General features: G+C 65.5%; 23 protein-coding genes, 3 tRNA genes and 1 pseudogene. 20 read left to right on the forward strand and 7 right to left on the reverse strand.

The window, feature by feature from the left end:
• Window positions 1-71 precede the first annotated feature (71 nt).
• From smrA to ACLHZ1_RS04270, 4 genes and pseudogenes are all read left to right on the forward strand, one after another.
• Window positions 72-672, forward strand: a pseudogene (gene smrA / locus ACLHZ1_RS04255) (DNA endonuclease SmrA).
• 116 nt (window positions 673-788) lie between these two features.
• The gene (locus ACLHZ1_RS04260; protein ID WP_427261105.1) at window positions 789-2,270 is read left to right on the forward strand and encodes a carboxypeptidase M32; all 1,482 of its coding nucleotides are present in this window, start codon (window positions 789-791) and stop codon (window positions 2,268-2,270) included.
• Window positions 2,271-2,614: 344 nt separating this feature from the next.
• Window positions 2,615-4,162 carry an AlkA N-terminal domain-containing protein gene (locus tag ACLHZ1_RS04265; RefSeq protein WP_427261170.1) on the forward strand — a complete coding sequence of 516 codons (1,548 nt, stop codon included), beginning with the start codon at window positions 2,615-2,617 and terminating at the stop codon, window positions 4,160-4,162.
• Window positions 4,159-4,635: a methylated-DNA--[protein]-cysteine S-methyltransferase gene (locus tag ACLHZ1_RS04270; RefSeq protein WP_427261106.1), complete on the forward strand. Its 477-nt coding sequence runs from the start codon at window positions 4,159-4,161 to the stop codon at window positions 4,633-4,635. The genes ACLHZ1_RS04265 and ACLHZ1_RS04270 overlap by 4 nt, the downstream gene beginning before the upstream one ends.
• Window positions 4,636-4,647: 12 nt before the next feature.
• Here ACLHZ1_RS04270 and ACLHZ1_RS04275 read toward each other — a convergent pair whose 3' ends face one another.
• Window positions 4,648-5,061 (reverse strand): helix-turn-helix domain-containing protein, encoded by a 414-nt coding sequence (locus ACLHZ1_RS04275; RefSeq protein WP_427261107.1) that lies wholly within the window; start codon window positions 5,059-5,061, stop codon window positions 4,648-4,650.
• 73 nt (window positions 5,062-5,134) lie between these two features.
• On the opposite strand from ACLHZ1_RS04275, the gene ACLHZ1_RS04280 reads away from it, so the two are divergent.
• Window positions 5,135-5,617 carry a DUF2938 domain-containing protein gene (locus ACLHZ1_RS04280; protein ID WP_427261108.1) on the forward strand — a complete coding sequence of 161 codons (483 nt, stop codon included), beginning with the start codon at window positions 5,135-5,137 and terminating at the stop codon, window positions 5,615-5,617.
• Window positions 5,618-5,627: 10 nt separating this feature from the next.
• Here the strand turns inward: ACLHZ1_RS04280 and ACLHZ1_RS04285 are convergent, their stop codons facing one another.
• The 5 genes from ACLHZ1_RS04285 to ACLHZ1_RS04305 all read right to left on the reverse strand — a co-directional run bounded on the left by ACLHZ1_RS04285 (window position 5,628) and on the right by ACLHZ1_RS04305 (window position 10,110).
• Complete coding sequence (locus tag ACLHZ1_RS04285) at window positions 5,628-5,885, reverse strand: DUF1272 domain-containing protein (protein WP_427261109.1); 258 nt, start codon at window positions 5,883-5,885, stop codon at window positions 5,628-5,630.
• 37 nt (window positions 5,886-5,922) lie between these two features.
• Window positions 5,923-6,252: a DHCW motif cupin fold protein gene (locus ACLHZ1_RS04290; RefSeq protein WP_427261110.1), complete on the reverse strand. Its 330-nt coding sequence runs from the start codon at window positions 6,250-6,252 to the stop codon at window positions 5,923-5,925.
• A 141-nt stretch (window positions 6,253-6,393) separates the two neighbouring features.
• A complete protein-coding gene (locus ACLHZ1_RS04295) occupies window positions 6,394-8,241 on the reverse strand; it encodes a peptidase U32 family protein (protein ID WP_427261111.1) in 1,848 nt (615 codons plus the stop codon).
• Between the two features lie 203 nt (window positions 8,242-8,444).
• Window positions 8,445-9,056 (reverse strand): LysE family translocator, encoded by a 612-nt coding sequence (locus ACLHZ1_RS04300; protein ID WP_427261112.1) that lies wholly within the window; start codon window positions 9,054-9,056, stop codon window positions 8,445-8,447.
• A 109-nt stretch (window positions 9,057-9,165) separates the two neighbouring features.
• A complete protein-coding gene (locus tag ACLHZ1_RS04305; RefSeq protein WP_427261113.1) occupies window positions 9,166-10,110 on the reverse strand; it encodes a LysR family transcriptional regulator in 945 nt (314 codons plus the stop codon).
• Between the two features lie 186 nt (window positions 10,111-10,296).
• Here ACLHZ1_RS04305 and ACLHZ1_RS04310 point away from each other — a divergent pair, with 186 nt between their 5' ends.
• The 11 genes from ACLHZ1_RS04310 (at window position 10,297) to ACLHZ1_RS04360 (ending at window position 22,990) form a co-directional block, all read left to right on the forward strand.
• Complete coding sequence (locus ACLHZ1_RS04310) at window positions 10,297-11,382, forward strand: ketoacyl-ACP synthase III (RefSeq protein ID WP_427261114.1); 1,086 nt, start codon at window positions 10,297-10,299, stop codon at window positions 11,380-11,382.
• A gap of 203 nt (window positions 11,383-11,585) precedes the next feature.
• Window positions 11,586-12,767, forward strand: coding sequence for a methyl-accepting chemotaxis protein (locus ACLHZ1_RS04315; protein WP_427261115.1), 1,182 nt, complete (start codon window positions 11,586-11,588; stop codon window positions 12,765-12,767).
• Between the two features lie 9 nt (window positions 12,768-12,776).
• A complete protein-coding gene (locus tag ACLHZ1_RS04320) occupies window positions 12,777-13,145 on the forward strand; it encodes a response regulator (protein ID WP_408795197.1) in 369 nt (122 codons plus the stop codon).
• A gap of 51 nt (window positions 13,146-13,196) precedes the next feature.
• Window positions 13,197-13,484, forward strand: coding sequence for an STAS domain-containing protein (locus tag ACLHZ1_RS04325; protein WP_427261171.1), 288 nt, complete (start codon window positions 13,197-13,199; stop codon window positions 13,482-13,484).
• Between the two features lie 18 nt (window positions 13,485-13,502).
• Window positions 13,503-15,695, forward strand: coding sequence for a chemotaxis protein CheW (locus ACLHZ1_RS04330; RefSeq protein WP_427261116.1), 2,193 nt, complete (start codon window positions 13,503-13,505; stop codon window positions 15,693-15,695).
• A 13-nt stretch (window positions 15,696-15,708) separates the two neighbouring features.
• Window positions 15,709-17,628: a HAMP domain-containing methyl-accepting chemotaxis protein gene (locus tag ACLHZ1_RS04335; protein ID WP_427261117.1), complete on the forward strand. Its 1,920-nt coding sequence runs from the start codon at window positions 15,709-15,711 to the stop codon at window positions 17,626-17,628.
• A gap of 11 nt (window positions 17,629-17,639) precedes the next feature.
• Entirely contained in the window at window positions 17,640-18,206 is a 567-nt protein-coding gene (locus ACLHZ1_RS04340) for a chemotaxis protein CheW (protein WP_427261118.1), read from the forward strand.
• Window positions 18,207-18,341: 135 nt separating this feature from the next.
• Window positions 18,342-20,426, forward strand: a complete 2,085-nt coding sequence (locus ACLHZ1_RS04345) for a methyl-accepting chemotaxis protein (RefSeq protein ID WP_427261172.1) — start codon at window positions 18,342-18,344, stop codon at window positions 20,424-20,426.
• Between the two features lie 142 nt (window positions 20,427-20,568).
• Window positions 20,569-21,378, forward strand: coding sequence for a CheR family methyltransferase (locus ACLHZ1_RS04350; protein WP_427261119.1), 810 nt, complete (start codon window positions 20,569-20,571; stop codon window positions 21,376-21,378).
• A gap of 8 nt (window positions 21,379-21,386) precedes the next feature.
• The gene (locus ACLHZ1_RS04355) at window positions 21,387-21,890 is read left to right on the forward strand and encodes a chemotaxis protein CheD (RefSeq protein ID WP_427261120.1); all 504 of its coding nucleotides are present in this window, start codon (window positions 21,387-21,389) and stop codon (window positions 21,888-21,890) included.
• Window positions 21,891-21,919: 29 nt separating this feature from the next.
• Entirely contained in the window at window positions 21,920-22,990 is a 1,071-nt protein-coding gene (locus ACLHZ1_RS04360; RefSeq protein WP_427261121.1) for a protein-glutamate methylesterase/protein-glutamine glutaminase, read from the forward strand.
• A 24-nt stretch (window positions 22,991-23,014) separates the two neighbouring features.
• Here the strand turns inward: ACLHZ1_RS04360 and ACLHZ1_RS04365 are convergent, their stop codons facing one another.
• On the reverse strand, window positions 23,015-24,250 hold the full coding sequence (locus ACLHZ1_RS04365) for a cysteine desulfurase-like protein (protein ID WP_427261122.1): 1,236 nt from the start codon (window positions 24,248-24,250) through the stop codon (window positions 23,015-23,017).
• Between the two features lie 340 nt (window positions 24,251-24,590).
• Here ACLHZ1_RS04365 and ACLHZ1_RS04370 point away from each other — a divergent pair.
• The 4 genes from ACLHZ1_RS04370 (at window position 24,591) to ACLHZ1_RS04385 (ending at window position 25,318) form a co-directional block, all read left to right on the forward strand.
• Window positions 24,591-24,675 (forward strand) — tRNA-Tyr (locus ACLHZ1_RS04370).
• Between the two features lie 32 nt (window positions 24,676-24,707).
• Window positions 24,708-24,792, forward strand: a tRNA-Tyr gene (locus ACLHZ1_RS04375).
• Window positions 24,793-24,837: 45 nt separating this feature from the next.
• A tRNA-Tyr gene (locus tag ACLHZ1_RS04380) sits at window positions 24,838-24,922 on the forward strand.
• 120 nt (window positions 24,923-25,042) lie between these two features.
• Window positions 25,043-25,318: a hypothetical protein gene (locus ACLHZ1_RS04385; RefSeq protein ID WP_427261123.1), complete on the forward strand. Its 276-nt coding sequence runs from the start codon at window positions 25,043-25,045 to the stop codon at window positions 25,316-25,318.
• The last annotated feature ends 88 nt before the right edge of the window (window positions 25,319-25,406 follow it).

Here is a 25,406-nt window from a genome sequence, read left to right on the forward strand (position 1 = left end):
CGCTGACGATTCTCTCCCGGCATCGCTAACGCTAGACTGCAAGGCTCATTCCTACTCTCCAGGAGCCTGCCGTGTCCGATAACGACGAACGCTCACTCTTCCTGCAGGAAGTGGCCGATGTGAAACCCATGCGCCACGACCGTATCAGCACCCAGCCCGGCGCAGTCGGCGCGAGCGAGGCCCAGCTCGCCCGGCGCCACGCCGCCGCCCATGGCAGCAGCGACGAGATGGACCTGCTCTCCCTGGATCCCGCCCCCGCCCTCGACCCCCACGCCATCGTCGGCTTCAAGCGCGACGGCGTGCAGGAGGGGGTCTACAAGAAGCTGCGCCTCGGCAAATACGCGCTGCAAGGCAGCCTGGATCTGCGCCGCCACAGCGCGCCGGGCCCTGGTCGACTTCCTGCGCGACTGCGAGCGGCGCGACATCCGCTGCCTGCTGATCCTCCATGGCCGGGGCGAAGGGCCAGCCCGGTCAGCCCCCTCCCTTGAGGGCGAAAAACGGGGGCGACTCAAGAGCCAGATCAGCGCCTGGCTGCCCTGTCTGCCGAGCGTGATGGCGGCCCACAGCGCCCAGCCGCACCACGGCGGCAGCGGTGCCCTCTATGTGTTGCTGCGCAAGAGCGAGCAGAAGAAGGCCCAGAACCGGGAGCGCCACCAGCAGCGCCTCGGCTGACCGGGCGGGTGCTGGCCCGTCGCCGCGGCCGGTGCTAGCATCGGGACGCCCGTCCTTGCCAGGAGCGGGCCTGCCGGATGGCAGCCAGGACCCAACCACAATAACAAGGACCCCTTATGTCATATCAACGATTGGAGCAACACCAGCAGCGGCTCTACCGCCTCTCCCACCTTGGCGCCATCTGCGGCTGGGATCAGGCCGCCGTCATGCCCCAGGGGGGCAACGAGGCGCGCGCCGAGGCCATGGCGGAGCTGGATCTGCTGCTGCACACCGAGCGCACGGCGCCGCAGCTGGCCCAGTGGATCGCCGAAGCCGAGGCCGAGCCCCTGAGCGAGCTGCAACGGGCGAACCTGCACGAGATCAAGCGCCAGTGGCGGGATGCGACCCTGCTGCCGGGGGATCTGGTGGAGGCGCTGTCCCTGGCGGGCAGCCGCTGCGAGCACGCCTGGCGCCGCCAGCGCAAGGAGAACGACTGGGCAGGCTTTGCCCCGAACCTCGAGGAGGTGGTGCGCCTGTCCCGGGAGGTGGCCAGCTTGCGCGCCGAGGCGCTCGCGGTGCGTCCCTATGACGCCATGCTGGCGCTGTACGAACCCGGCATGACGAGCGCGCGGCTGGACGTCATCTTCGGCGAGCTCGGCCAGTGGTTGCCGGGCCTCATCCAGAACGTGACGGCGCGCCAGCGCCAGACGCAACCCTTGCAGCCCCGGGGCCCCTTCCCCATCGCGAGCCAGCAGGCGCTCGGCCAGGAGGTGATGGCACTGCTCGGCTTCGATTTCGCCCACGGCCGCCTCGACGTGAGCAGTCACCCGTTCTGCGGCGGCGTGCCGACGGACGTACGCATCACCACGCGCTACAACGAGGACGAGTTCGTCTCCAGCCTGATGGGCATAGTGCACGAGACGGGCCACGCCCGTTACGAGCAGGGATTGCCGCGCGCACTGCTGGGCCAACCGGTGGCCGAGGCGCGATCCATGGGCATTCACGAGAGCCAGAGCCTGTTTTGCGAGATGCAGCTCGGCCATGATCCTGCGTTCCTGAACCTGATAGCGCCGCACATCGCCCGCCACTTCGGCACCCAACCCGCCCTCGCCCCCGAGAACCTGGCGCGCCTGTACCTCGGCGTCGAGCCTGGTCTCATCCGGGTCGATGCCGACGAAGTGACGTACCCGGCCCACGTGATCCTGCGCTACGAGCTGGAGCGCGATCTCATCGAGGGGCGCATCGAGGTGGCGGACATCCCCGCGCTGTGGGATGCGAAGATGCAGCAGTGGCTCGGGCTGTCAACGAAGGACAACTACCGGGATGGCTGCATGCAGGACATCCACTGGACGGACGGCTCGTTCGGCTACTTCCCGAGTTACACGCTCGGCGCCATGTACGCGGCGCAGCTGCGCTTCGCGCTGGAGCGTGCGCTCGGCGCGTCCCTCGGCACCCTGGTGGCCGAGGGGCGACTCGCCGACGTGTTCGGCTGGTTGCAACATAATGTGTGGCAACACGGCCGCGCGTTCGACACGGACGAGCTGATGCGCCGCGCGAGTGGCGAGGCGCTCAATCCCCGGTGGTTACGCCAGCACCTGGAGCAGCGCTACCTGCCCTGATGCCCTGATGCCCTGCGCCATCAACCCATGCAGCAGGCGCCTGCGGGCGTCTGTTTCAATCCCCGGTGGTTGCGCCAGCACCTGGAGCAGCGCTATCTGCCCTGATGCCCTGATGCACGACGCCATCAATCTATGCAACAGACGCCTGCGGGCGTCTGTTTTTTTACATTGCTGTCCGATCCTGGCTAGTATCTCGCCCCGCACCCGCTTACTCTGCCCCTGAACCGAGTGCGAAGCGGGCCCCAACCCCCTCGCACGCCCCATGGGCAGACAATCCAGCCCAGCCCCACCACCAGAGGAGCCGCGCCATGGCCAGTTCACGTTCGGCGACCACCGCTTCGGGCATGCCCCATGATCCGGGCGAGCGCAACACCACCGATGACGGCGAGCAGCACGAACACGCCCGCATCGGCCTGAGCCGCGCCCAGTGCCTGGAGGCGCGCCTCGCGCGCGATGCGCGCTTCGATGGCCGCTTCTTCACCGGCGTGCTGTCCACCGGCATCTATTGCCGCCCCATCTGCCCGGCGCGCGCACCGCACGAGCGCAACGTGCGTTACTTCCCGAGCGCCGCGAGCGCGGAGCAGCATGGGCTGCGCCCCTGCCTGCGCTGTCGCCCCGAACTCGCGCCCGGATCCGGTCGCCGCCTGCCCGAGGTGCTTGAGCTTGCGCTCAAGGGGATAGACGGCGGCGCGCTCACGGAGCAATCCCTGCCCGCGTTTGCGCGCACGCTCGGCGTCACCGAGCGCACGCTGCGCCGCCAGTTCGAGCGCCACCTCGGGGTGGCACCGAGCCAGGTGGAGCTGACGCGCCGCCTGCTGCTCGCGAAACGCCTGCTGACCGAGACGAGCCTGCCCATCACAGAGATAGCGTTCGCGGCGGGCTTTGCGAGCATTCGCCGCTTCAATGATGCCTGGCAGCACGCCTACGCCATGGCGCCTCGGGCCGAGCGCGCGCTCGGGCAGCCCCCCGGGGAGGAGGCGCCGCTCACGCTGCGCCTCGGTTATCGCCCCCCCTATGACGTGTCCGCCATGCTGGCGTTCTACCGGCTGCGCGCCATCCCCGGGCTGGAGCGGGTCGATGAAAAGGGCTACGAGCGGCGCTATGACTATCGGGGGCAGACGGGCTGGATCCGGGTCGAACCCGGGGACGGTCACTACCTGAACGTGACGCTGCGTGGCGTAGCGCCGCGCGCGTTGCCGGACATACTGCACCGGGTGCGGCGCATGTGGGATCTGGATGCGGATCTCGCCCAGATCAGCGCGCACCTGACGCAGGATCCATTGCTGGCGCGCCTCGCGGCGCACAGTCCCGGGGTGCGCCTGCCTGCGGGCTGGAGCGATTATGAAGTCCTGCTGCGCGCCATCGTCGGCCAGCAGGTGTCGGTGAAGGGCGCCATCACCATCATGGGCCGGCTGGTGGCGCGCACAGAGGCGCAGTTTGGCGAGGCGGCGCTGCCGACCCCGGCGCAGCTGTGCGCGCTCAATCTGGACGGCATCGGCATGCCGGGCAGCCGCATCCGCACCTTGCAGGGCGTGGCCTCGGCGCTCGCGAGCGGTGCACTCACCCTCGCCACGGCAAGGGACGAGCAACTGCTCGCGCTGCCGGGCATAGGCCCCTGGACGGTCGCGTACTGGCGGCTGCGCTGCGGGCTGGACACGGACGCCTTCCCCGCCTCGGATCTCGTGCTGCAAAAGGCGCTGGGGGGCGGTGACAAGCTGCCGGTGAAGGAGGTGCTGGAACGAAGCGCACCCTGGCACCCCTGGCGCGGCTATGGCGCCAGCTGGCTGTGGCACGCCATGAGCACGGCCCCGGCGCTGCTGGGCATTACTTCCACATCCCCTGCGGGAGGCGCCAAGGTGGCGCGCCCCGACAACCCGGAGACGACATCATGATCCGTTACGATCTGCTGGCCACCCCCTGCGGCCCCTTGCTGGTGGCCATCGAGGAGCGCGGCCTGTGCCGCGTGGATTTTCTGGCCGGCGAGCGCCCTCCCCTCATCCAGGACGCCTGGCGGCAAGACCCGCAGGCCCTGGCCCCCTTCCTTGCCGAGTTTCGGGACTACTTCGCGGGCCGCTTGCAGCGCTTCACCCTGCCCCTCGCGGCGCAAGGCACGGCGTTTCAGCAATCGGTGTGGCAGGCGCTGTGCGACATCCCCTACGGGGAGACCCGCAGCTACGGCGACATCGCCCGCGCCATCGGCAAGCCGAGCGCAGTGCGGGCGGTGGGGGCGGCGAACGGCCGCAATCCGCTCTCCATCATAGTGCCCTGCCATAGAGTGATAGGGCAAAACGGCAGCCTGACCGGCTATGCGGGGGGCCTGCCCATCAAGCAGGCCCTGCTGGCGCTCGAGGGGATCGACTGCTGAAGGGCCCCCGGCTCAGGGGCGCGGCGGTTTGCGCCCCTGGATGACGCCACGGGCGGCGGCCCCCAGCAGGCGGCGAAAGGTGGGACAGCTCATATGGCTCGGCGCCGGGCAGATGGCGGCATGGCGTAGACCGTCGCGCATGGCCGTCAACTGCCCTATGGTGCGATCCAGCTCCTCGGCCTTGTGCAGCAGTCGCTCCCTGTCTATCTCGGGCTGCCCGCCCTCCCCGAACATCTGCGCAATCTCGTCCAGAGAGAAACCCGCGGCCCGCCCCAGGGCGATCAGCGCCAGACGCTCCAGCACGCTGGCCGCAAACTGGCGCCGGATCCCCTGACGGCCCAGGGGCTGGATCAGCCCCTTCTCCTCGTAAAAACGCAGCGTCGAGGCGGGCACCCCGGACCGCTTCACCACCTCGGAAATGTCCATACTCTCCCCTTGACTTCAAGTCGACTTGAAGTCGTACGCTAGCGTCAGTGTCAACACAAGGGAAGGAAAAACCATGAACACTCCGCTCGCCGTGCTGCTCATCGGGATCGGCGCAACCGCCTTGATGGATCTGTGGGGGGTGGCGCGAAAGCCGCTGTTTGGCATGCCGCTGCCGAGCTACGCCATGATGGGGCGCTGGCTGGGCCACATGGGCCAGGGCCGCTTCCGTCATGAGGCCATGGGGGCGGCCAGCCCCATCCCGGCAGAAGGTCTCATCGGCTGGAGCGCCCACTACCTCATCGGCATCGCCTTCGCCGCCCTGCTGATCGCCATCCAGGGTCAGGGCTGGTTGCTGGCGCCCACCCCGGGCCCGGCCCTCGTCCTGGGTCTTGTCACCGTGGCGGCCCCTTTTCTGGTCATGCAGCCCTGCATGGGGGCGGGCATCGCCGCCTCCCGCATGCCGAATCCCGCGTCGACCCGGGTTCACAGCCTGCTCAACCATGCCGTGTTCGGCCTGGGGTTGTATCTCTCTGGCTGGGCGCTGCACGCCCTGTGAGGGGCGCTAACTAGCGCCCCTTGCCCAGTGTCGCTTTCAGAGCCGGATTGAAGACGCGTTTGAGGGAGGCGGGGTTGTTCACCAGCTTGGCCGCCGGGCGGCGCGGGCGCCTGACCAGCTCGCCGCCACAGTTGGGGCAGATCAGGTGAAGATACTGATCGTTGCACTCGGCGCAGAAGGTGCACTCGAAGGAGCAGATGTAGGCCGTCGCCGTGTCGGCGGGCAGATCCCGATCACAGCATTCACAGTTGGGTCTGAGTTCAAGCATGGCAAGTTCCTGAAGGGGACGCGGGAGAGAGGGCGGCTCAGTCGACGATAAAGAGGCGGGCGCCCTGCTCGGTGTAGGAGCGATGGGGTTCGGCGTTATCCGCCACCTGGTAGCTCATGCCCGGCGTCAGGGTGAAGACGCGGCCATCCTGCAACTCGGTGTGCAGCTCCCCCTCGAGGCAGAGCAGCACATGGCCCTTGCTGCACCAGTGATCCGCCAGATAGCCGGGGGAGTACTCCACCATTCGCACCCGCAGATCCCCGAACTGCTGGCTGTGCCAGCGGGCGACGCCGCGCTCTCCCTGGTGTTCGGTCGGCGGGACGTCGGCCCAGTTGGTGGTGCAAAACGGCAGTGCATTGATGTTCATGACGGATCCTTTGTCAGAAGAAGGCTGGGGAAGGCGCCTCATCACGGGATATCCGTGACAAGGCAGCGCCCCATACTGCCATCAAATCCGCTGCCGCCCTATGCCCAGAAGGTATGCCCAGAAGGGTGACCGCACAGGCCATCAGCGCTTGAGGCTGCCCATCACCTGCATCTCGCAGCGGTGGCAGTCAAAGCGCAGGCGGAAACTGTCTTTACCCATCTTCAATTCCAGGGGCTCGGCCTTGAGGCCGGGCACCTCCTTCGGGCAGAGATTCTGGCTGTAGCGGATGCAGTGCTTGGTGGTCATCAGCACCACTTCCCGCTGCTCCTGGTTCGCCTCATAGGCGGGGGCGATGCGCCCCACCCCGTGTTCGCGAAAGAACTGCTCCGCCGCGCCGTTGAGCACGTTGCCGAGGTAGGAGAGCCGATGCTGGGGATAGACGGCGCCTCGCAGGGGGATGCGCCGCTCGGGTCGCCGGTAGGCAGCCAGATGGGCCGCCTCCAGGGCGGCAATGCCGTCCCGGCGCAGGCCGTTGAGCATGGATGCGGCAATGAACAGGGGCCTCGTTACTGCCAACTCAATCTGGCGAGCCACAAACAGGGTGTTGCCGAGTTTGCCTAGCTGGTCGCGGGCCTGTTGCAGCGCCCGCGCCGGGTTGTCGGCCGGCTGCTGGTCGCAGGGGAGCGTGACAGCGGCGCCTATACCCTGCTCGTCGACCAGTTCGAGTCGCAATCCCTCATCGCACTCAGAGAGCCGCATATCGATCCGGATGCGGCGATCCGCGCTCCCCTTCTCGAGCTGCTTGCTGAAGGCCTGATCGTGGTTGCGGAAGATCTCGGTACCCACCTGGAGACCCGGCATGGATTCGGACAGCAGCAAACGCCTGCCGTCCACCTTGTTCAGGCGCATCCCCACCAGCTCCCCACCCGGCTTGAAGAAGCCGAGGCCGTCGCCGTTGTTGAGGGTCATGGGTTTGCCGTCTATCTCTATGCCATCTCGGGTCACCCTGCTGACGCGGCCGAGCGGCTCCCCCAGGTATTTCGGGCTTCTGGGGGAGTCGATGCCTGGCTGTCGGCCATGGAGGAAGTAGTCGGTGCTGCCCCGGTTGAAGCTCTTTTTGGGATCCGGTGTGAAACCGTAGCTACAGCGACCGGCGGAGGCGGCCACCAGATCGGGGCGGCGCTCCAGGATGGCATCCAGCTTCTGGCGATACCAGGCGGTGACGTTCTTGACGTAATCCAGCCCCTTGAGGCGCCCCTCAATCTTGAAGGAGCGGATCCCTGCGGCGATCAGCGCCTCCAGGTTCGCGCTCTGATCCATGTCTTTCAAGGAGAGCAGGTGGCTGTTCTCCACCAGCACCTCCCCCATGGGCGTTTGCAGGGAGCAGGGCAGCCGGCAGAGCTGGGCGCACTCGCCGCGGTTCGCGCTGCGCCCGGTGCGGGCGTGGCTGATGTTGCACTGGCCGCTGTAGGAGACGCACAGGGCGCCGTGGATAAAGAATTCCAGCTGCACCTGGGTCTGGGCGCTGATGGCACGGATCTGCTCGAGGGACAGCTCGCGGGCCAGCACCACCTGGGAGAAGCCCACGTCCTGCAGAAATCTCACCTTTTCCGGGGTGCGGTTGTCGGTCTGGGTGCTGGCGTGCAGCGCTATGGGGGGCAAATCGAGCGCCAGCAGCCCCATGTCCTGCACGATCAGCGCATCGGCCCCCGCCTCGTAGATCTGATGGGTCAGGCGCCGGGCCTGCTCCAGCTCGCTATCGTGCAGCAAGGTATTGAAGGCGACGAACACCTGGGCGCCGAAGCGGTGGGCGTGGCGGGCCAGGGCTTCGATGTCCTCGAGGGAGTTGCCCGCCGCGCTGCGGGCACCGAAGGCGGGGCCGCCCAGGTAGACGGCATCGGCGCCATGGTTGATGGCCTCGATGCCGTAGGCGAGGTTCTTGGCCGGGGCCAGCAGCTCGAGGCGGTTAGTCTGGGTGTGATCCTGCATGGGTCTGGTCTGAAGGCGGACGAGAAATGCCCGCCACTCTAACGAGCCCCGGCGCCCCCCGCCTTGATCCCGCTTAAGATCACCGCAGAATGCAGGATTGACTCGGTACGCGGTTTGGCTGCCCCCTCATCCCCAGCCCTTCTCCCGCCAGGGGAGAAGGGCGCAAAGAGATGGTGCCGACCACGCTGGCACCCGACGCGGGTCTAGATCACCACCTTGAGGGCCAGCCCCAGCAGCACCAGGCCGCTGACCTTGTCGATCACGGACGACTTGGCCTTGAGCCAGGAGAGGACAGGCCCGCGGGAGAGCAGCAGGGCCACCAGCACGTACCAGAGCACATCGATGCCGCCGGCGGTCAGCATCATGATGCCCCCCTCGCGCCAGCCGGTGTCGACGTGCACGAACTGGCTGAACAGGGCGATGAAGAAGATGGCGAGCTGGGGATTCAGGAAGGCCACCATAAAGCCTTCGAACGCCCCCTGACGGCCCCGGGGCGGATGCCCCTCCTCGCGGCCGGCCTCACCCCCTGCGGGTTTGGCCAGCAGCGCCTTGATCCCGAGCCAGGCGAGAAACGCCGCGCCGCCGTAGCGGATGAGATCGAACAGCAGCGGGGTCTGGGTAAGCAGGATGGCGAGACCGAGGGCCGTGATCAGGGCATAGATGCCGACCCCCAGACCGTGGCCCAGCGCGGTGGCCACACCGTGGCCCTGCCCTCCCTGCATGGTGTTGCGAATGATCAGCGCCAGGCTGGGCCCCGGGCTGATGGCCCCCATCACGCAGATGGCCACCAGGGCCAACCAGCTGCTCCACTCCATCTCATCTACTCCAATCGATTGTCTGGGGTCAAGGTAGCGCCGGGTGAACCATGCCTGTAGTGAAAGTTATGAATAGATCCCATAACCCAGGATGATAGTGGCGCCGGGATCAGAGCCAGGCCCGGCTCGCCTTGAGGGTGCGTTGCAGATGGTTGCGCAGGAAGGGGAAGGCGAGCTCGCGAAACCAGCGATGGGCCGGATCCTGATGATGGCGCTGGTGCCACATCAGGTGGTACTGCTGGCAGCGGGTCGCAAACGGCAGGTCCACGAAGCAGAGCTCGTGCTGCTGGCTCAGCTGCCAGGCGATATGGGCCGGGGTGGTCATCAGACAGTCGGTGCGCAGCAAGACCTCGAGGGCCGCCTGGAAAAACGGCACCCGGGCAAACCAGCGCCGGGAGAGCCCCTGGGGCGCCAGTACCTGCTCCACCGGGCTGTCCTTGTCCCCGCCACCGCTCACCTGCAGATGGGGCCAGGCCAGATAATCCGCCAGGGTCAGGGGGCGTCCGGCCAGGGGGTGATGGCGCCCCATCAACACCACCAGCCTGTCCTCTCCCTGGTGCAGGCCACGGATCTGATCCGGCACCAGATCCGTGATGGTGGACACCAGATCCAGCTCGGATCGCCACAGTTCGGGCAACTGGCGCTTGTCCCACAGGCTGTACTCCAGCGCCGCCCCCGGCGCCTGACGCGCCAGCTCGGCGCAGATCTCGGGCAGGATGTACTGGGCCACATAATCCGACGAGGCGAGCCGAAACACCCGCTCGCAGCGCTGGGGGACGAAGGTGGCGGGGGCATAGAGCCGCTCGAGGGCGCCCAGGGCCTGCCCGAGCTCGACGGCCAGCGCCTCGGCCCTCGGGGTCAACAGCCAGCGCTGCCCCTCCCGCACCAGCAGCTCATCGCCAAAGGCCTCCCGCAGCTGTCCCAGCTGCTTGCTGATGGCCGGCTGGCTCAGGTGCAACTGCTCTGCCGCCCGGCTGAGGTTGCGGGTCGCCAGCAGCACCTTGAGGGTGGGCAACAGATTCAGGTTCACATTCGGGTTCAGGCTTGGGCTCACGGTGGACTCCTTGTCGTCGGCTCCATCTTAATCCAGCACGTCCCCGGCCCCAACCCGAACCTGACCAGCTCCCGGCTCGCCGGATCCGGGCATCGGGATGACAGATGGCAGCCGCTCCGTCATAATTGCGCGATTTTCCGCCCCATGCCGCGCCTCGCCAGGGGCCCAGAGACAAGTGGTAACGCCATGACTTTTGCCAATATCACAGGATGGGGCAAGTGCCTGCCCCCCGCCGTGCTGAGCAACGATGACCTCAGCACCATCATGGAGACCTCGGACGAGTGGATCCACTCCCGCACCGGTATCAAGGCCCGTAGGGTCTCCCATGTCAGCTGCTCGGCCCTGGCCACCCTGGCCGCCCGCCGCGCCCTGGCCTGCGCCGGCCTCGAGGCGAGCCAGCTCGACGGCATCATTCTCGCCACCGCCACCCCGGGCACGCTGGTGCCCAACGGTGCCTCCGCCGTGCAGCAGGCCCTGGGCGCCCACAAGGCGGCGGTGTTCGATCTCAATGCCGCCTGCACCGGCTTCGTCTACGGGCTCTCCGTCGGCACCGCCCTGGTGCAGACCGGCATGATGAAGAGGGTGCTGGTGATTGGCGCCGAGCGGCTGACCAAGCTGCTGGACTGGGCCAAGCGCGACACCGCCGTGCTGTTCGGCGATGGCGCCGGCGCCGTCATCATAGAGGCGAGCGAGCGGGAGAGCGGCCTGATTGCCAACAAGCTCGGCTGTGACGGCGAGGCCCGCGAGATCCTGCACATCCCAAACTTCGGGACAGATCGCGAGCGTTTCGCCGAGATTGACGGCCTGTTCGCGTTCAATTTCGAGGGGCAGGAGATCTTCAAGCGCGCCGTGCGGGGCATGGGCGAGGCCACGGGCGCCGTGCTGGCCCAGGCCGGCATCACCCCGGAGCAGGTCGATCTCATCGTGCCCCATCAGGCCAACCTCAGGATCATCGAGACCCTGGCCAAGCGGATGGATGCCCCCATGGAGAAGGTGATGGTCAACATAGCCCAGTACGGCAACACCTCGGCCGCCACCGTGCCCATCGCCCTGTGCGAGGCGCTGGAGCAGGGCCGGGTCAAACCGGACAGCTATCTGCTGACCGCCGCCTTTGGCGCCGGCCTGACCTGGGGCGCCGCCCTCATCAAGTGGGGCGATCGGGTCACGCCACTGGCCCAGTGTGACGACGAACTGCCCCCCTGCCAGCAGACCGGGCTCGAGCTCATCGCCAGCGCCGTCGCGGGTTGCCAGCAGGCCGACCGCCCCCGCTAAACAAGACCCGAAAGAGGATGGCGCAACGCCATCCTCCGCTTGCCTCCTCTCGCCAGACCCGCCCCTTGTTTCTTTATCTTGCTGATCCCTTGCCTTTTTTCTTTTTGGGCTACCATTACTGAGCGATCGGTAATTAATAACTAGACAGTGCGCTACCACCCCAGTGTCGATCGCCCACCTCGTGTTCACGGATGAGCTCATGTATGGCAAAACACAGCACTTTCTTACCCAATCGGGCTCCCTTTTTCTGGGTGCTCGCCCTGGCTGCCGCTAACGGCGTCCTGCTCTGCCTCGCTACCCAGGGCTTGCCCTATCCCTACCTGGCCATCAACCTGGTACTGGCGCTGGGCATCGGCCTCTGGCTTGGCCGAGCCCAAGCCGCCCCCCCGTTGCCCCAGGCTCCCGAGCAGCATGCCCAGAGCAGTGGCGCCGCCCTGGCCGGTCTGGAGCAGGTCTGCGAACAGGCCGTCCCCATCTGGACCAAGCAGATCGAGAGCTCTCGCCAGCAGAGCGAGGGAGCCATGATCAGCCTCACCGAACGCTTCGTCGGCATCTCCACCAAGCTGGAGGAGGCGGTGACCGCCTCCCACCATGCGGCCGGGGACCTGGCCGGGGAGAACTCGGAAGGGATGGCGGCCGTGCTGGCCGAGAGTCAGCGCCAGTTGGGCGCTGTGCTGGCCAGCATGCGGGCGACCCAGCAGAACCGCGACGCCATGCTGGCGGAGATAAAGGGGCTCACCGCCTACACCCAGGAGCTCAATGCCATGGCCCTGGATGTGGCCAAGATAGCGTCCCAGACCAACCTGCTCGCCCTCAACGCCGCCATCGAGGCGGCCCGGGCCGGGGAGGCGGGCCGCGGTTTTGCCGTGGTGGCCGACGAGGTACGCACCCTCTCGCGCCTCTCCAGCGAGACCGCCAAGAAGATGTCCGGCAAGGTCGATACCATCAACACCGGTATCGCCCAGGTGTTCCAGATAGCCGAGTCGGCGGCGGCCCGGGATCACGAATCCGTCGCCCACTCGGAGCAATCCATCGAGCAGGTGCTGACCCGCTTCCATGAAGCCACCGCCAGCCTGGCAGAATCCGCCGCCCTCTTGCAGCACGAGAGTAGCGGCATTCATGCCGAGATCTCGGAGCTCATCGTCTCACTCCAGTTCCAGGACAGGGTCAGCCAGATCCTGAGCCATGTCCGGCAGAACATGGAGAGCCTGTACGACCACCTCCTCCACGCCAAACGCGCCCCTGCCCACGAGCGGATCGCCATCGACGCCCAGCGCTGGCTGGCGGACATGGAACTCTCCTACGCCACCGACGAGCAGCGAGACCTTCACCACGGCAAGCAGACCCCTTCCCAAAAGACAGACACGGACATCACCTTTTTTTAGGAGAGCGCTATGGGCAAGACCATCTTAATCGTGGATGACTCGGCGACCATTCGTCAGGTCGTCGGCATGACCCTCAAGACCGCGGGCTACGATGTCATCGATGCCTGTGACGGCCGGGATGCCTTGAGCAAGCTCGATGGCAAGAAGATCAACCTCATCATCAGCGACGTCAACATGCCGAACATGGATGGCATCAGCTTCGTCAAGGAGGCCAGGAAGCTGGCCAGCTACAAGTTCACCCCCATCATCATGCTGACCACCGAATCCCAGGACAGCAAGAAGCAGGAGGGCCAGGCCGCCGGCGCCAAGGCCTGGGTGGTCAAACCCTTCCAGCCGGAACAGATGCTGGCCGCCGTCGCCAAGCTCATCATGCCCTAGTCAGGAGGTCCTATGCCGCTGCACGCAACGTCACTGCCAGACAAGATTGCCATGAGGCTGGAGGGTGAGATGACCATCTATCACGCCAGCGAGCTCAAGGAGCAGATGAGCGAATGGCTCGAACAACCCAGGGAGATAGAGATGGATCTCTCCGGGGTCAGCGAGATCGACAGCGCCGGTCTGCAACTGCTGATCGCCGCCAAACAGGAGGCGGGGCGCCGCGGGGGCAGCCTGCACCTGCTGTTTCACAGCCAGGTGGTGCTGGAGGCGATCGAGCTGTGCAACCTCTCGGGTTACTTCGGCGATCCCACCCTGCTGCTTTATACCCTCAATGACTAGGCGACAAGGAGCCCGAGCATGGAGCTGGATCAGGCGCTACAAACCTACCTCGTCGAGGCGAGAGAGCTGCTGGTGGAGATGGAGTCCGCCCTGCTCAGCCTGGAATCGACACCAGGCGATGACGAGCTCATAGGCGCCGTGTTCCGGGCCGCTCACACCATCAAGGGATCCGCCGGCCTGTTCGGGCTGACCCCCATCATCGGCTTTACCCACATCGTCGAGGACATCCTCGATCAGGTGCGCAACCACAGGCTCGCCATCTCGGCCCCCCTCATCAAGGTGCTGCTGGAGAGCTGCGATCACATCAACCTGCTGGTCAGCACAGTGGTCGAGCAAGGGGAAGATCCGACCCCCGGGGATCTCGCCAGGGAGGCGGCGCTGCGCGAGCGCCTGCTCGTCTGGCAACCCCGGGAAGATGCCCTCCCCCCGCTGCACGGCGGCGGGCCTGCACGCATCGAGCGCGAGCCCCCCCGGACCACCAGCGGGCTCTGGCACATCTCCCTGCGCTTTGGCACGGACGTGTTCAAGAGCGGCATGGAGCCCACCTCCTTCCTGCGCTATCTCGCCACCCTGGGCAAGATAGTGACCATGGAGACCATCACCGGGGCCATCCCCCCCTGGCAGGGGTTCGACCCCGAGCTCTGCCACCTCGGCTACGAGATCGACTTCGACTCCAGCGCCAGCAAGGAGAGCATCGCCGAGGTGTTCGAGTTCGTTCGCGATGACTGCCGAATCGTCATACTGCCCCCAGACAGCAAGGTGGAGGAGTACCTGGCGTTCATGGCGGCCCTGCCCGAGGAGAGCGAGCGGCTGGGCCAGCTGCTGGTCAAATCGGGGGCCCTCACCCAGGCCGAGCTGGACGCCGGCCTCTGCCTGCAGAGGGGGGAAGACCCCTCCCCCAGGCTCGGCGAGATCCTGGTCGCCCAGGGGGCGGTGGACGAGGTGGTGGTCGATGCCGCCCTCAGGAAGCAGAGCCAGGGCAAGGAGCAAAAAAGCAGGGAGCAGCGCTTCGTGCGGGTGCCCGCCGACAAGCTCGACGATCTCATCAACCTGGTCGGCGAACTGGTGGTGGCCAGCTCGGGGGCCAATCTGCTGGCCCAGCGCTGCCGCGACAGCCAGTTGCAGGAGGCCACCTCCGTCATCACCATGCTGGTCGAGGAGATCCGGGATGGTGCCCTGCACCTGCGCATGGTGCCCATCGGCGAGACCTTCAACCGCTTCCAACGGGTGGTGCGAGACGTCAGCCAGGAGCTGGGCAAGGACATAGTACTGCACATCTCGGGGGCCGACACCGAGCTCGACAAGTCGGTGGTGGAGAAGATTGGCGATCCCTTGATGCACCTGGTGCGCAACGCCATGGATCACGGCATCAAATCGGCCGAGCGGCGCCGCCTGGCGGGCAAGCCGAGCCAGGGCACCCTGACCCTCAACGCCTTTCATGACTCGGGCAGTATAGTGCTCGAGATCCGGGATGATGGCGCCGGCCTCGACCGGGAGCGGATCCTGAAAAAGGCCCTGGAGCGCGACCTCCTGAGCCCGGGACAACAGCTCAGCGATCAGGAGGTGTATCAGCTCATCTTCGAGCCGGGATTCTCCACCGCCGAGGAGGTGACCAAGCTGTCGGGGCGCGGCGTCGGCATGGATGTGGTCAAGCGCAACATCCAGGCCCTGCGCGGCAGCGTCGAGCTGCACAGCGAGACGGGCAAGGGCACCTTGGTGCGTATCCGTCTGCCCCTGACCCTGGCCATCATAGACGGCTTCCTGGTGCGGGTCGGCAGCGCCCACTATGTCATCCCCCTGGACATGGTCATCGAATGCGTCGAGCTGACCGAGCTGGCGCTGCAAGACACCCAGGGCCGGGACTACATCAACCTGCGCGGCGAGGTGCTGCCCTTCGTGCGGCTGCAACGCTATTTCGCGCTCTCGGGCCAGCCGGGACGCAGGGAGAACATAGTGGTGGTCAGCCACGGCGGCCAGAAGTCAGGGCTGGTGGTGGACGAGCTGCTCGGCGAGCTGCAGACAGTCATCAAGCCCCTCGGCAAGCTCTACAACCAGCTGAGCGGCATCAGCGGCTCCACCATTCTGGGGGGAGGCGACATCGCCCTGATCCTGGATATCCCCGCCCTGCTCCAGTCGGCCATCCGGCGTGAACTGCATCAGCTGAACCACACTGGCACCGGGTCACCCCAGAGCCAACCCAGTATCAATTGAGGAGGAGCGAGCCATGTTCAAGGATGCCACCATCAAGACCCGCCTCTTCCTGCTGCTCGGCGCCCTCTGCGCCTTGCTGTTGCTGCTGAGCAGCCTGGGACTGTACGGGATGCAGCAGGGCAATCAGGGGGTGCTGCGGGTCTACCAGGACAGGGTCGTCCCCCTCAAGCAGCTCAAGGAGATAGCGGATCGCTACGCCGTCGCCATCGTAGACAACGTCAACAAGGCGAACGCCGGCCTCATCAGCGCCGATGCCGCCCTCAAGGAGATCCAGGCCGCCCAGCAGCAGATAGCCCAGGAGTGGCAGCGCTATCAGGCCACCAGCCTGACCCCGGACGAGCAGCGGCTCTCGGACCAGGCTCTGGCGCTGTTTGAGACGGCAAACCGGGAGATCGACCGGCTCACCCAGCTGCTGGCCAACCGGCAGGGGCTGGTGACCGGCACCCTCAATGAGTTCGATGGCCACCTCTATGAGGCCATCGACCCCATCAGCAGAAAGGTGACCGAGCTGGTCAACCTGCAGCTCGACGTCGCCAAGACGGAGTTCGACCATGCCCAGTCCGCCTACCAGACCCTGCTGCCCATGGTGATGGTCGGCATCGGCGTCGGGCTGCTGGCGGCCATCTGGTTCGGCCTGCGCCTGATCCGCAGCATCACGGACCCCATCAACCAGGCACTCAAGGCCGCCCGCCAGCTGGCGGAGGGGGATCTGAACGTGCATCTGGAGGTCAGCTCCCGGGACGAGGCGGGCCAGCTGCTGGAGGCCATGCAATACATGGTCGACAAGCTGGGGGCCCTCATCAATGACATAGAGCAACAGGTGAGCGCCGCCGTGGAGCAGGGGGACTTCAGCTACCGCATCAGTCTGGCGGAGCGCCAGGGTTATGTGAAACGGTTGAGCGAGCTGCTCAACCGCCTCTCCGAGGTGACGGACACCAGCCTGGGGGACGTGATGCGCATCGCCACCGCCCTCTCCAAGGGCGACCTGACCCAGCGCATCGAGCAGCCCTACCCCGGCGTCTTCGGTCGCACCAAGGATGGCCTGAACGACACCATCACCTCCCTCACCGGCATCATAGACGAGGTGCGCAGCGCCACCGACAGCCTGAGCAATGCCTCCAATCAGGTGAGCGTCACCGCCCAGTCTCTGAGCCAGGCCACCAGCGAGCAGGCCGCCAGCGTCGAACAGACCAGCACGGCGGTCGAACAGATGAGCGCCAGCATCAACCAGAACACGGACAACGCCCGCCAGACCGATGCCATGGCCGGCCAGGCGGCCCAGGAGGCCGGCGAGGGCGGCACCTCGGTGCAGCAGACGGTGAGCGCCATGCAGCAGATAGCGCGCAAGGTGAGCATCATAGATGACATCGCCTACCAGACGAACCTGCTGGCCCTCAACGCCGCCATCGAGGCGGCCAGGGCCGGGGAGCATGGCAAGGGCTTTGCCGTGGTCGCCGCCGAGGTGCGCAAGCTGGCCGAACGCAGCCAGGTGGCGGCCCAGGAGATAGGGGAACTCTCCAGCAGCAGCGTGGAGCAGGCGGAGCGCGCCGGCGAGCTGCTGGGGCGGATCGTCCCCTCCATTCGCAAGACCTCGGACCTGGTCCAGGAGATCAGCGCCGCCTCGGGCGAACAGGCGGGGGCCGTGACCCAGATAAGCCAAGCCATGAACCAGCTCAATCAGGTCACCCAGCAAAATGCCGCCAGCAGCGAAGAGCTGGCCGCCACCGCCGAGGAGATGAGCAGCCAGGCGGAGGAGCTGCAGCAGACCATGGACTTCTTCATCCTGGCCGCCAGAGCCCCCGCGGGCCAGGGAGGCGCCAGCGTGGCGCGGGCCAAGCCGGCCCAGCCTCGCGGCCACTTCCTGACCTCGTCCCAACCTGCGCAGCCGGTCCACGGTGGGCCGGTTGATGACGCCGACTTTGTCCGTTTCTGACCGGAGGCCCCATGAATCCATCCACCGAACTGACCCTGGCATCCACGCCTCTGCCCGCGGCGACCCAGGGCGATGCCCAGTACCTCACCTTCCTCATCAAGGGGGAGATGTTTGCCATCAACATCCTGGGGGTCAAGGAGATCATCGAGTACGGCAACATCACCCCCATCCCCCTGATGCCTGAGTTCATCAGGGGCGTCATCAACCTGAGGGGCGCCGTGGTCTCTGTGGTCGATCTCAACGCCCGCTTTGGCAATGCCGCCTCGACGGTCACCCGCCGCAGCTGCATCGTCATCATAGAGACCCAGGGTCAGGAGGGGGACCAGGAGGGAGGGTCCCAGGACATAGGGGTCGTGGTCGATGCCGTCTCCGAGGTGCTGACCATTCCCAGGCAGGAGATAGAGCCGCCCCCGAGCTTCGGCGCCAGGATCCGTTCCGATTTCATCAGCGGCATGGGCAAGGTCAATGGCAAGTTCGTCATCCTGCTCAACACCCAGAAGGTGCTCTCCATCGACGAGATGGCCCTGCTCCATGAGATAACCCATCGCCCGGATGCGGCCATCGCCGTGACCCAATAGGCAGCAACAGACTTTTATCACTCGAGTATCAGCACAAGGATAAGGCTCATGACTCAATCATTTTTCGGCAAGTTGTTTGGCAACGACGACCACGAACGGCTGTTGTCCCAGCTCGATCACACCCTGACGGATGCCATGGCCGTCAACCTCGCCGCCGCCAGCGGCCAGTTCGAGCAAGCCATCCGCCTCGACGGACTGAGCGGCCCATTGCTGGCGCTGTGCCAGGAGTTCAACCAGCTGCTCGAGCGCCTCGGCCAGACGGTGCGCAGCAACCTGGCACAGACTCAGGCCAGCCAGCTCGCCCACACCGAGAACTTCCGGGTCCGCAAGGCCCTCGATGGCGCCACCACCAACTTGATGATCGCCGACACCGACCTCAACATCATCTACATGAACGAGGCCATCAAGGAGATGCTGACCCTGGCCGAGAGCGACATCAAGAAGGAGCTGACGGCGTTCGAGGTCAGCGGCCTCATGGGCAAGAACATCGACAGCTTTCACAAGCATCCCTCCCACCAGCGCGCCATGCTGGCCAAGCTCGACAAGACCTACCGCACCCAGATAACCCTGGGGGGACGCATCTTCTCCCTCATCGCGAGTCCCGTGGTCAATGACGAGGGGGAGCGGCTCGGGACCGTGGTGGAGTGGAACGATCGCACCCGCGAGGTGGCCATCGAGAACGAGGTCAAGGCCGCCAATGCCGCCGCCAAACAGGCCTCGGACGAGAGCATGCGGGTCAAGAAGGCCCTCGACTGCGCCACCACCAACGTGATGATCGCCGACAACAACCTCGACATCATCTACATGAACGAGTCGGTCAAGACCATGCTGGTCGAGGCCGAGCACGACATCAAGAGCGAGCTGCCCCACTTCAATACCAGCCAGCTGATGGGCAGCAACATCGACAGCTTCCACAAGAATCCCGGCCATCAACGGGGCATGCTGGCCAAGCTCGCCAGCACCTATCGCACCCAGATCCTGCTCGGGGGCCGCACCTTCTCCCTGGTCGCCAACCCCGTCTTTGCCGATGACGGCGAGCGCCTTGGCTCCGTGGTGGAGTGGAGCGATCGCACCAAGGAGGTTGCCATCGAGCGGGAGGTGTCCGAGATAGTCCAGGCGGTGATCGATGGCGAGCTGAGCAAGCGCATGGCCCTCGCCGACAAGGCGGGCTTCTTCAAGAACCTGGGAGAGGGGATCAACAAGATTGCCGACGTGATAGACACCAGCCTCAAGGACGTGATCCGGGTGGTGCAGGCCTTGGCCGAGGGGGATCTGACCCAGAAGATAGACGCCCATTATCCCGGGGTGTTCGGTACCACCAAGGATGCCCTGAACCAGACCATAGCGGCCCTCACCACCATAGTCACAGAGGTGCGCAGCGCCTCGGACAACCTCTCCAGCGCCTCGGAACAGGTGAGCGCCACCGCCCAGAGCATCAGCCAGTCGAGCAGCGAGCAGGCGTCGAGCATGGAGGAGACCAGTGCCTCCATCGAGCAGATGAGCGCCAGCATCAATCAAAATACCGAGAACGCCCAGGTCACGGACGGCATGGCGAGCAAGGCGGCCAAGGAGGCCATCGAGGGAGGGGACGCGGTCAAGCAGACGGTGGATGCCATGAAGCAGATCGCCAAGCGCATCAGCATCATAGATGACATCGCCTACCAGACGAACCTGCTGGCCCTCAACGCCGCCATCGAGGCGGCCCGGGCCGGTGACCATGGCAAGGGCTTCGCCGTGGTCGCCGCCGAGGTGCGCAAGCTGGCCGAACGCAGCCAGGTGGCGGCCCAGGAGATAGGGGAGCTGGCCTCCAGCAGCGTCGACATGGCGGAACGGGCGGGAGAGCTGCTCGATCAGATAGTGCCCTCCATCAACAAGACCTCGGATCTGGTGCAGGAGATCAGCGCCGCCTCCGCGGAACAATCCACCGGGGTCAGCCAGATCAACATGGCCATGAGCCAGCTCAGCCAGGTGACCCAGCAAAACGCCGCCAGCAGCGAGGAGCTGGCCGCCACCGCCGAGGAGATGAGCGGCCAGGCCGAACAGCTGCAGCAATCCATGGAGTTCTTCACCCTGGTGCAGCACAAGACGGTGACCGAGCTCAGGCAGCCGCCACAAAAGGGCACCAGTCGCAGCCGGTATCAGGCCCAGGAGGGGGGCCCCCAGGATCTCTCGGCCGCCCATGGCCGCGCCTATGAGGAAGGCGACTTCGTCCGTTTCTGATCCGAACGGCGGGGAGCTCCTCCCCGCCCCACCATGCAAGCCAGCCGAAGATCCATGAGACGGGTGATTTATGACGCGTTTGAACCCAGATGCAAGCCGCCAGCCCCGTCTACCCCGTCCCGGTGACGGGAGGAGAGAACCCGTGTTGGAACATGCCGTCCTGAGCGATCAGGAGTTCTGTCAATTTCAGCGCTGGCTGCATCAGACCGCCGGCATCGACCTCTCTCCCGCCAAGAAGACGCTGGTCAGCAGCCGCCTCGCCAAGCGGCTCTCCCATTACCAGTTGCCAAGTTTTGGCGATTACTTTCGCCTCATCATGCACGATGACGCCAAACAGGAGCTGCAGCTGGCCCTGGATCTGCTGACCACCAACGAGACCTACTTCTTTCGCGAACCCAAGCATTTCGAGTTTCTGAGCCAGCAGGTGCTGCCCGATTTTCCCCAGGGGCGACCCCTGCGCATCTGGAGCGCCGCCAGCTCCTCCGGGGAGGAGGCCTACAGCCTCGCCATGACCCTGGCCGAACGGCGGCCGTCGGCTCCCTGGGAGATCCTTGCCTCGGACATCAGCAGCCGGGTCCTGGCCCAGGCCAGGGCGGGCCTCTACGCCATGGATCGCGCCCACAACATCCCCACCTCCTATCTGATGAAATACTGCCTCAAGGGGATTGGCTTGCAGGAGGGCACCTTTCTCATCGATCGCAAACTCAGGGAGAGGGTGCACTTTAGCCAGATAAACCTCAGCAAGCCGCTGCCGGAGCTGGGGCAGTTCGACCTCATCTTCATTCGCAACGTGATGATCTACTTCAACCGGGAGACCAAGGAGCAGGTGCTTGCCCGCCTGGTGCCCCTGCTGCGCCGGGGAGGCTATCTCATCATCAGCCATGCCGAGAGCCTCCATGGCCTGCAGTGCGGCCTGCAACTCGTCTCCCCTTCCATCTACCGCAAGCCCTGAGTCTGGCCATGAAGGCGCTGCAGCTGCAACCCGGTGAGGCCCTGTTCAGCCAGGAGGCGCTGGAGATGCGCACCCAGTTGGGCTCTTGCGTCAGCCTGACGCTCTGGCACCCTCACCACCACTGGGGAGGCATGTGCCACTTCATGTTGCCGGGCCGCCCCCCTGGCGGCCAGCCACCAGTGGCAGGCCGAGGGCGGCTGGATGGCAAGTATGCAGATGAAGCCCTGGCCCTGTTGCTGGCGGCGATAAACGAGACCGGGAGCGACCCCAGGGAGTATGTGACCAAGCTGTTTGGCGGGGGCAACATGTTCCCCCAGTTCTGCGATCGCCACCCGCGGGACATCGCCAGCCAGAATGTGGCGGCGGCCTGGCGCCTGGTTCGGCGCCATGGCCTGACGGTCAGCGCCCACGATCTGGGGGGCACAGGCCACAGATCCCTGATCTTCGAGCTGGGCTCGGGTCATGTCTGGGTCAGGCACTCTCCCCTGGCACCGGAACCCGGCCTCAGGTAGTCGCTCTCTTACCGAACAAGGACAAGCCAATGAAACAGATCACCGTCATGCTGGTCGATGATTCCGCCGTGGTCAGGCAGGTGTTGCAGAGCGTGCTGGAGCGGGAACCGGATATCAGTGTCATCGCCACCGCCTCGGATCCCCTGTTTGCCCTGGAGAAACTCAAGAAGGCCTGGCCGGATGTGATAGTGCTGGATGTGGAGATGCCGCGCATGGACGGCATCACCTTCCTGCAAAAGATCATGGCCGAGCGGCCGACCCCTGTGGTGATCTGCTCCTCCCTCACCACCCGGGGGGCCGAGACCAGCCTGCAGGCCATGGCGGCCGGGGCGGCCGGGGCGGCCGGGGCGGTCAGCATCATCACCAAGCCCACCATGGGGCTGAAGGGCTTCCTGCAGGAGTCCGCTCACGAGCTGGCCATGGCGGTGCGCGGCGCGGCCATGGCCAATCTCAAGCGACTGGGCAAGCCGCCGCTCACCGTGCCCCCCAGGATAGACATGGATGGCTGGCTGCCCGCCCCCTCCCAGGCCATGGCCCAGACCACGGAGCGGATCGTGGCGCTGGGCACCTCCACCGGCGGCACCCAGGCCCTGGAGCGGGTACTCACCGCCCTGCCCAGGGTCAGCCCGGGCATCGTCATCGTCCAGCACATGCCGGAGAAATTCACCGCCGCCTTCGCCGCCCGGCTCAACGGCCTGTGCCAGATAGAAGTGCGCGAGGCGTGCCACAACGACAGGGTGATCCCCGGCCTCGCCCTGATAGCGCCGGGGGGCAAGCACATGCTGCTCAAGCGCAGCGGCGCCTACTATCACGTGGATGTGATGGATGGTCCCCTCATCAACCGTCATCGTCCCTCGGTCGATGTGCTGTTTCGCTCCGTCGCCAAGCACGCCGGCAAGAATGCCACCGGCATCATCATGACCGGCATGGGGGATGACGGCGCCCGCGGCCTCAAGGAGATGCTGGACGCGGGCGCCATGACCTATGCACAGGACGAGGCCTCCTGCGTGGTCTTTGGCATGCCCAAGGAGGCGCTCAAGCTGGGGGCGGCCCGCCACACAGTGCCCCTCGACCAGATCCACCAGCTGATCGCCAGCTAGTCGCTCTCAGGGCGGCGCCCCGGCTCAGCGCGCCATGGCGTCCAGCAGGGCGAACAGCCTGTCTATCTCGGCCAGGGTGTTGTAGTGCATGCAGCCGATGCGCAGCACCCCCCCCTCCCCGACGTCGAGCGCCGCTATCAGCCCGAGCGCATAGAAGTGACCCGCCCAACTGCACACCTGATGCTCGCCGAGATGGGTCGCCATCTGGGCCGGGGTGTGCCGCTGCGAGGTGAGGGCGAAGGTGGGGGTGCGCCCCGCCGTGCCCCGGATACCATGGAGGGTGAGCCAGGGACGCTCCGCCAGCTTGGCCAGCAGGTGCGCGCTCAGCTGCTGCTCGTGGGCATGACTGCGGGCGAAGCCGATATCGAGCCGCTCCTCCAGGGAAGCCTCCCGGGCCGTCAGGCCGGAGAGGGAGGCCAGGTACTCGATGGTGGCCTCAAGCCCCGCCAGGGCCTCCCAGCTCTGGGTGCCCGTCTCCCACTTGTAGGGGGAGACATTCTTGGCCGGTTCCACCTTGTAGGGGGTCAGTCGCTCCAGATGGGCCAGCTTGCCATAGAGGATGCCCAGATGCGGCCCGAAGAACTTGTAGGCGGAGCAGCCGAGGAAGTCGCAATCCCAGGCCTGCACGTCGATGCGCTCATGGGGGGCGAAATGCACCGCATCCACATAGAGCAGGGCGCCAACCCCGTGTACCGCGTCGGCGATGGCGGGAATGTCCACCAGGGTGCCCGTGGTATTGGAGGCCGCCGTCACCGCCACCAGCCGGGTGCGCGGCCCGAGCAGGCTCAGCAGGTGCGCCATGTCGAGCCCACCAGTGCCGGCATCGACCCGCGCCTGGTGGACGATGACGCCCCTATCCTCCGCCGCCTGCTGCCAGCTGGAGACGTTGGAGTAGTGATCCAGGGCGGAGACGACTATCTCGTCCCCCGCCTGCCACTCCCGTGCCAGGGCACGGCTGAAGGCGAAGGTGAGGCTGGTGAAGTTGGCACCGAACACTATCTCCTGCCAATGCTCGGCCCCCAGCAGGGTCGCCGCCCCCTGACGGGCCCGCAGCGCCTGCTGCTCCGTCTCTCTGCCGGAGAAGAAGGTGCCGCCCAGGTTGGCGTTGAAGCGTCCCAGGTAGTCCGTCATGGCTCCCAGTACGGCATGAGGGACCTGGGCACCACCTGGGCCGTCGAAGAAGAGGGGGGACTTGCCATCGATCAACTGATTGAGGGCGGGAAACTGGCCGCGCAGGACGGCGACTTCGAGAGGCTGCATAGGGTCACATTCCATGTTAACAGTTAGATAACATGGCGAGATTAAGATCAGGTAGCAGCAAAGTCCACACTCAAACCCATTCCCCATCACATTCACAGAAAAAAGAGCGCAATCCAGTATAAAACCCTGGTTTGCTCCATTCACATTGCGGGGCTCGGGCGGCCAAACCCGGGGGGGATCCCTGGGTTCACTTGCGATCAATCCGACATGAAGCCTATGAAAAGATTGAATTTTGAACGCTAGATATCAAAAAATAAGCGACTCGCATATTTTTCTGCATAGATTGCAAATCGGGGCTTCACAAAGCCGTGGGATCTGTTAGTATGCGCCTCGCACTTGAGGAGGGGTTCCCGAGTGGCCAAAGGGATCAGACTGTAAATCTGACGGCTCTGCCTTCGAAGGTTCGAATCCTTCTCCCTCCACCATTTCAAGTGCAAAAATCAGGAAAATACCCCGTGGAGGGGTTCCCGAGCGGCCAAAGGGATCAGACTGTAAATCTGACGGCTCTGCCTTCGAAGGTTCGAATCCTTCTCCCTCCACCATCTTCCTGATTGATAAGAAAGGCCTGTAAAAAGCAATGCCCCTGTGGAGGGGTTCCCGAGCGGCCAAAGGGATCAGACTGTAAATCTGACGGCTCTGCCTTCGAAGGTTCGAATCCTTCTCCCTCCACCATTCTTCAGAGAACCCGGCCCTGCGCCGGGTTTTCGCTTTTCCCCCTGTCAGATCTGACAATTGCCCTGCCCCCGCTTTTTCGAAACAGTCACCCCATAGCGTCGCATGGAGCGTCTTCATATGTTTGAAATCTGGGATGAGAGGGGTCGGGAGCAAGGGTTGACGCTGCCCGAGCTGCAGCAACGGCTGCGCCATTACCAAGGGGACGTCATGGTGCGTTATCTCAACCGCCTCGGCCTGCCGAGCACCCTGTTCCTGACCGTTGCGCAGGGCCAGGCCTACCAGCGATTCAAGGCGGATACGCCCAGGCTCGACTGGTCCTGGCTGGCCCAGGCCATGACACCTGCCCCTCAGCAAGCCCCACAGGAATCGCGCTTGACTGCCACATCCCCTTGACCCCCTTCCCAGGTCCGGTCGATCACAGCCAGCCCAGGCCAAATTGCATGATGGCCTGGGGACGAGTACAATCTCGCACCCTTATCGG

This window comes from Aeromonas sobria, assembly GCF_050266975.1.
Classification (GTDB): Bacteria; Pseudomonadota; Gammaproteobacteria; order Enterobacterales; family Aeromonadaceae; genus Aeromonas; species Aeromonas sobria_B.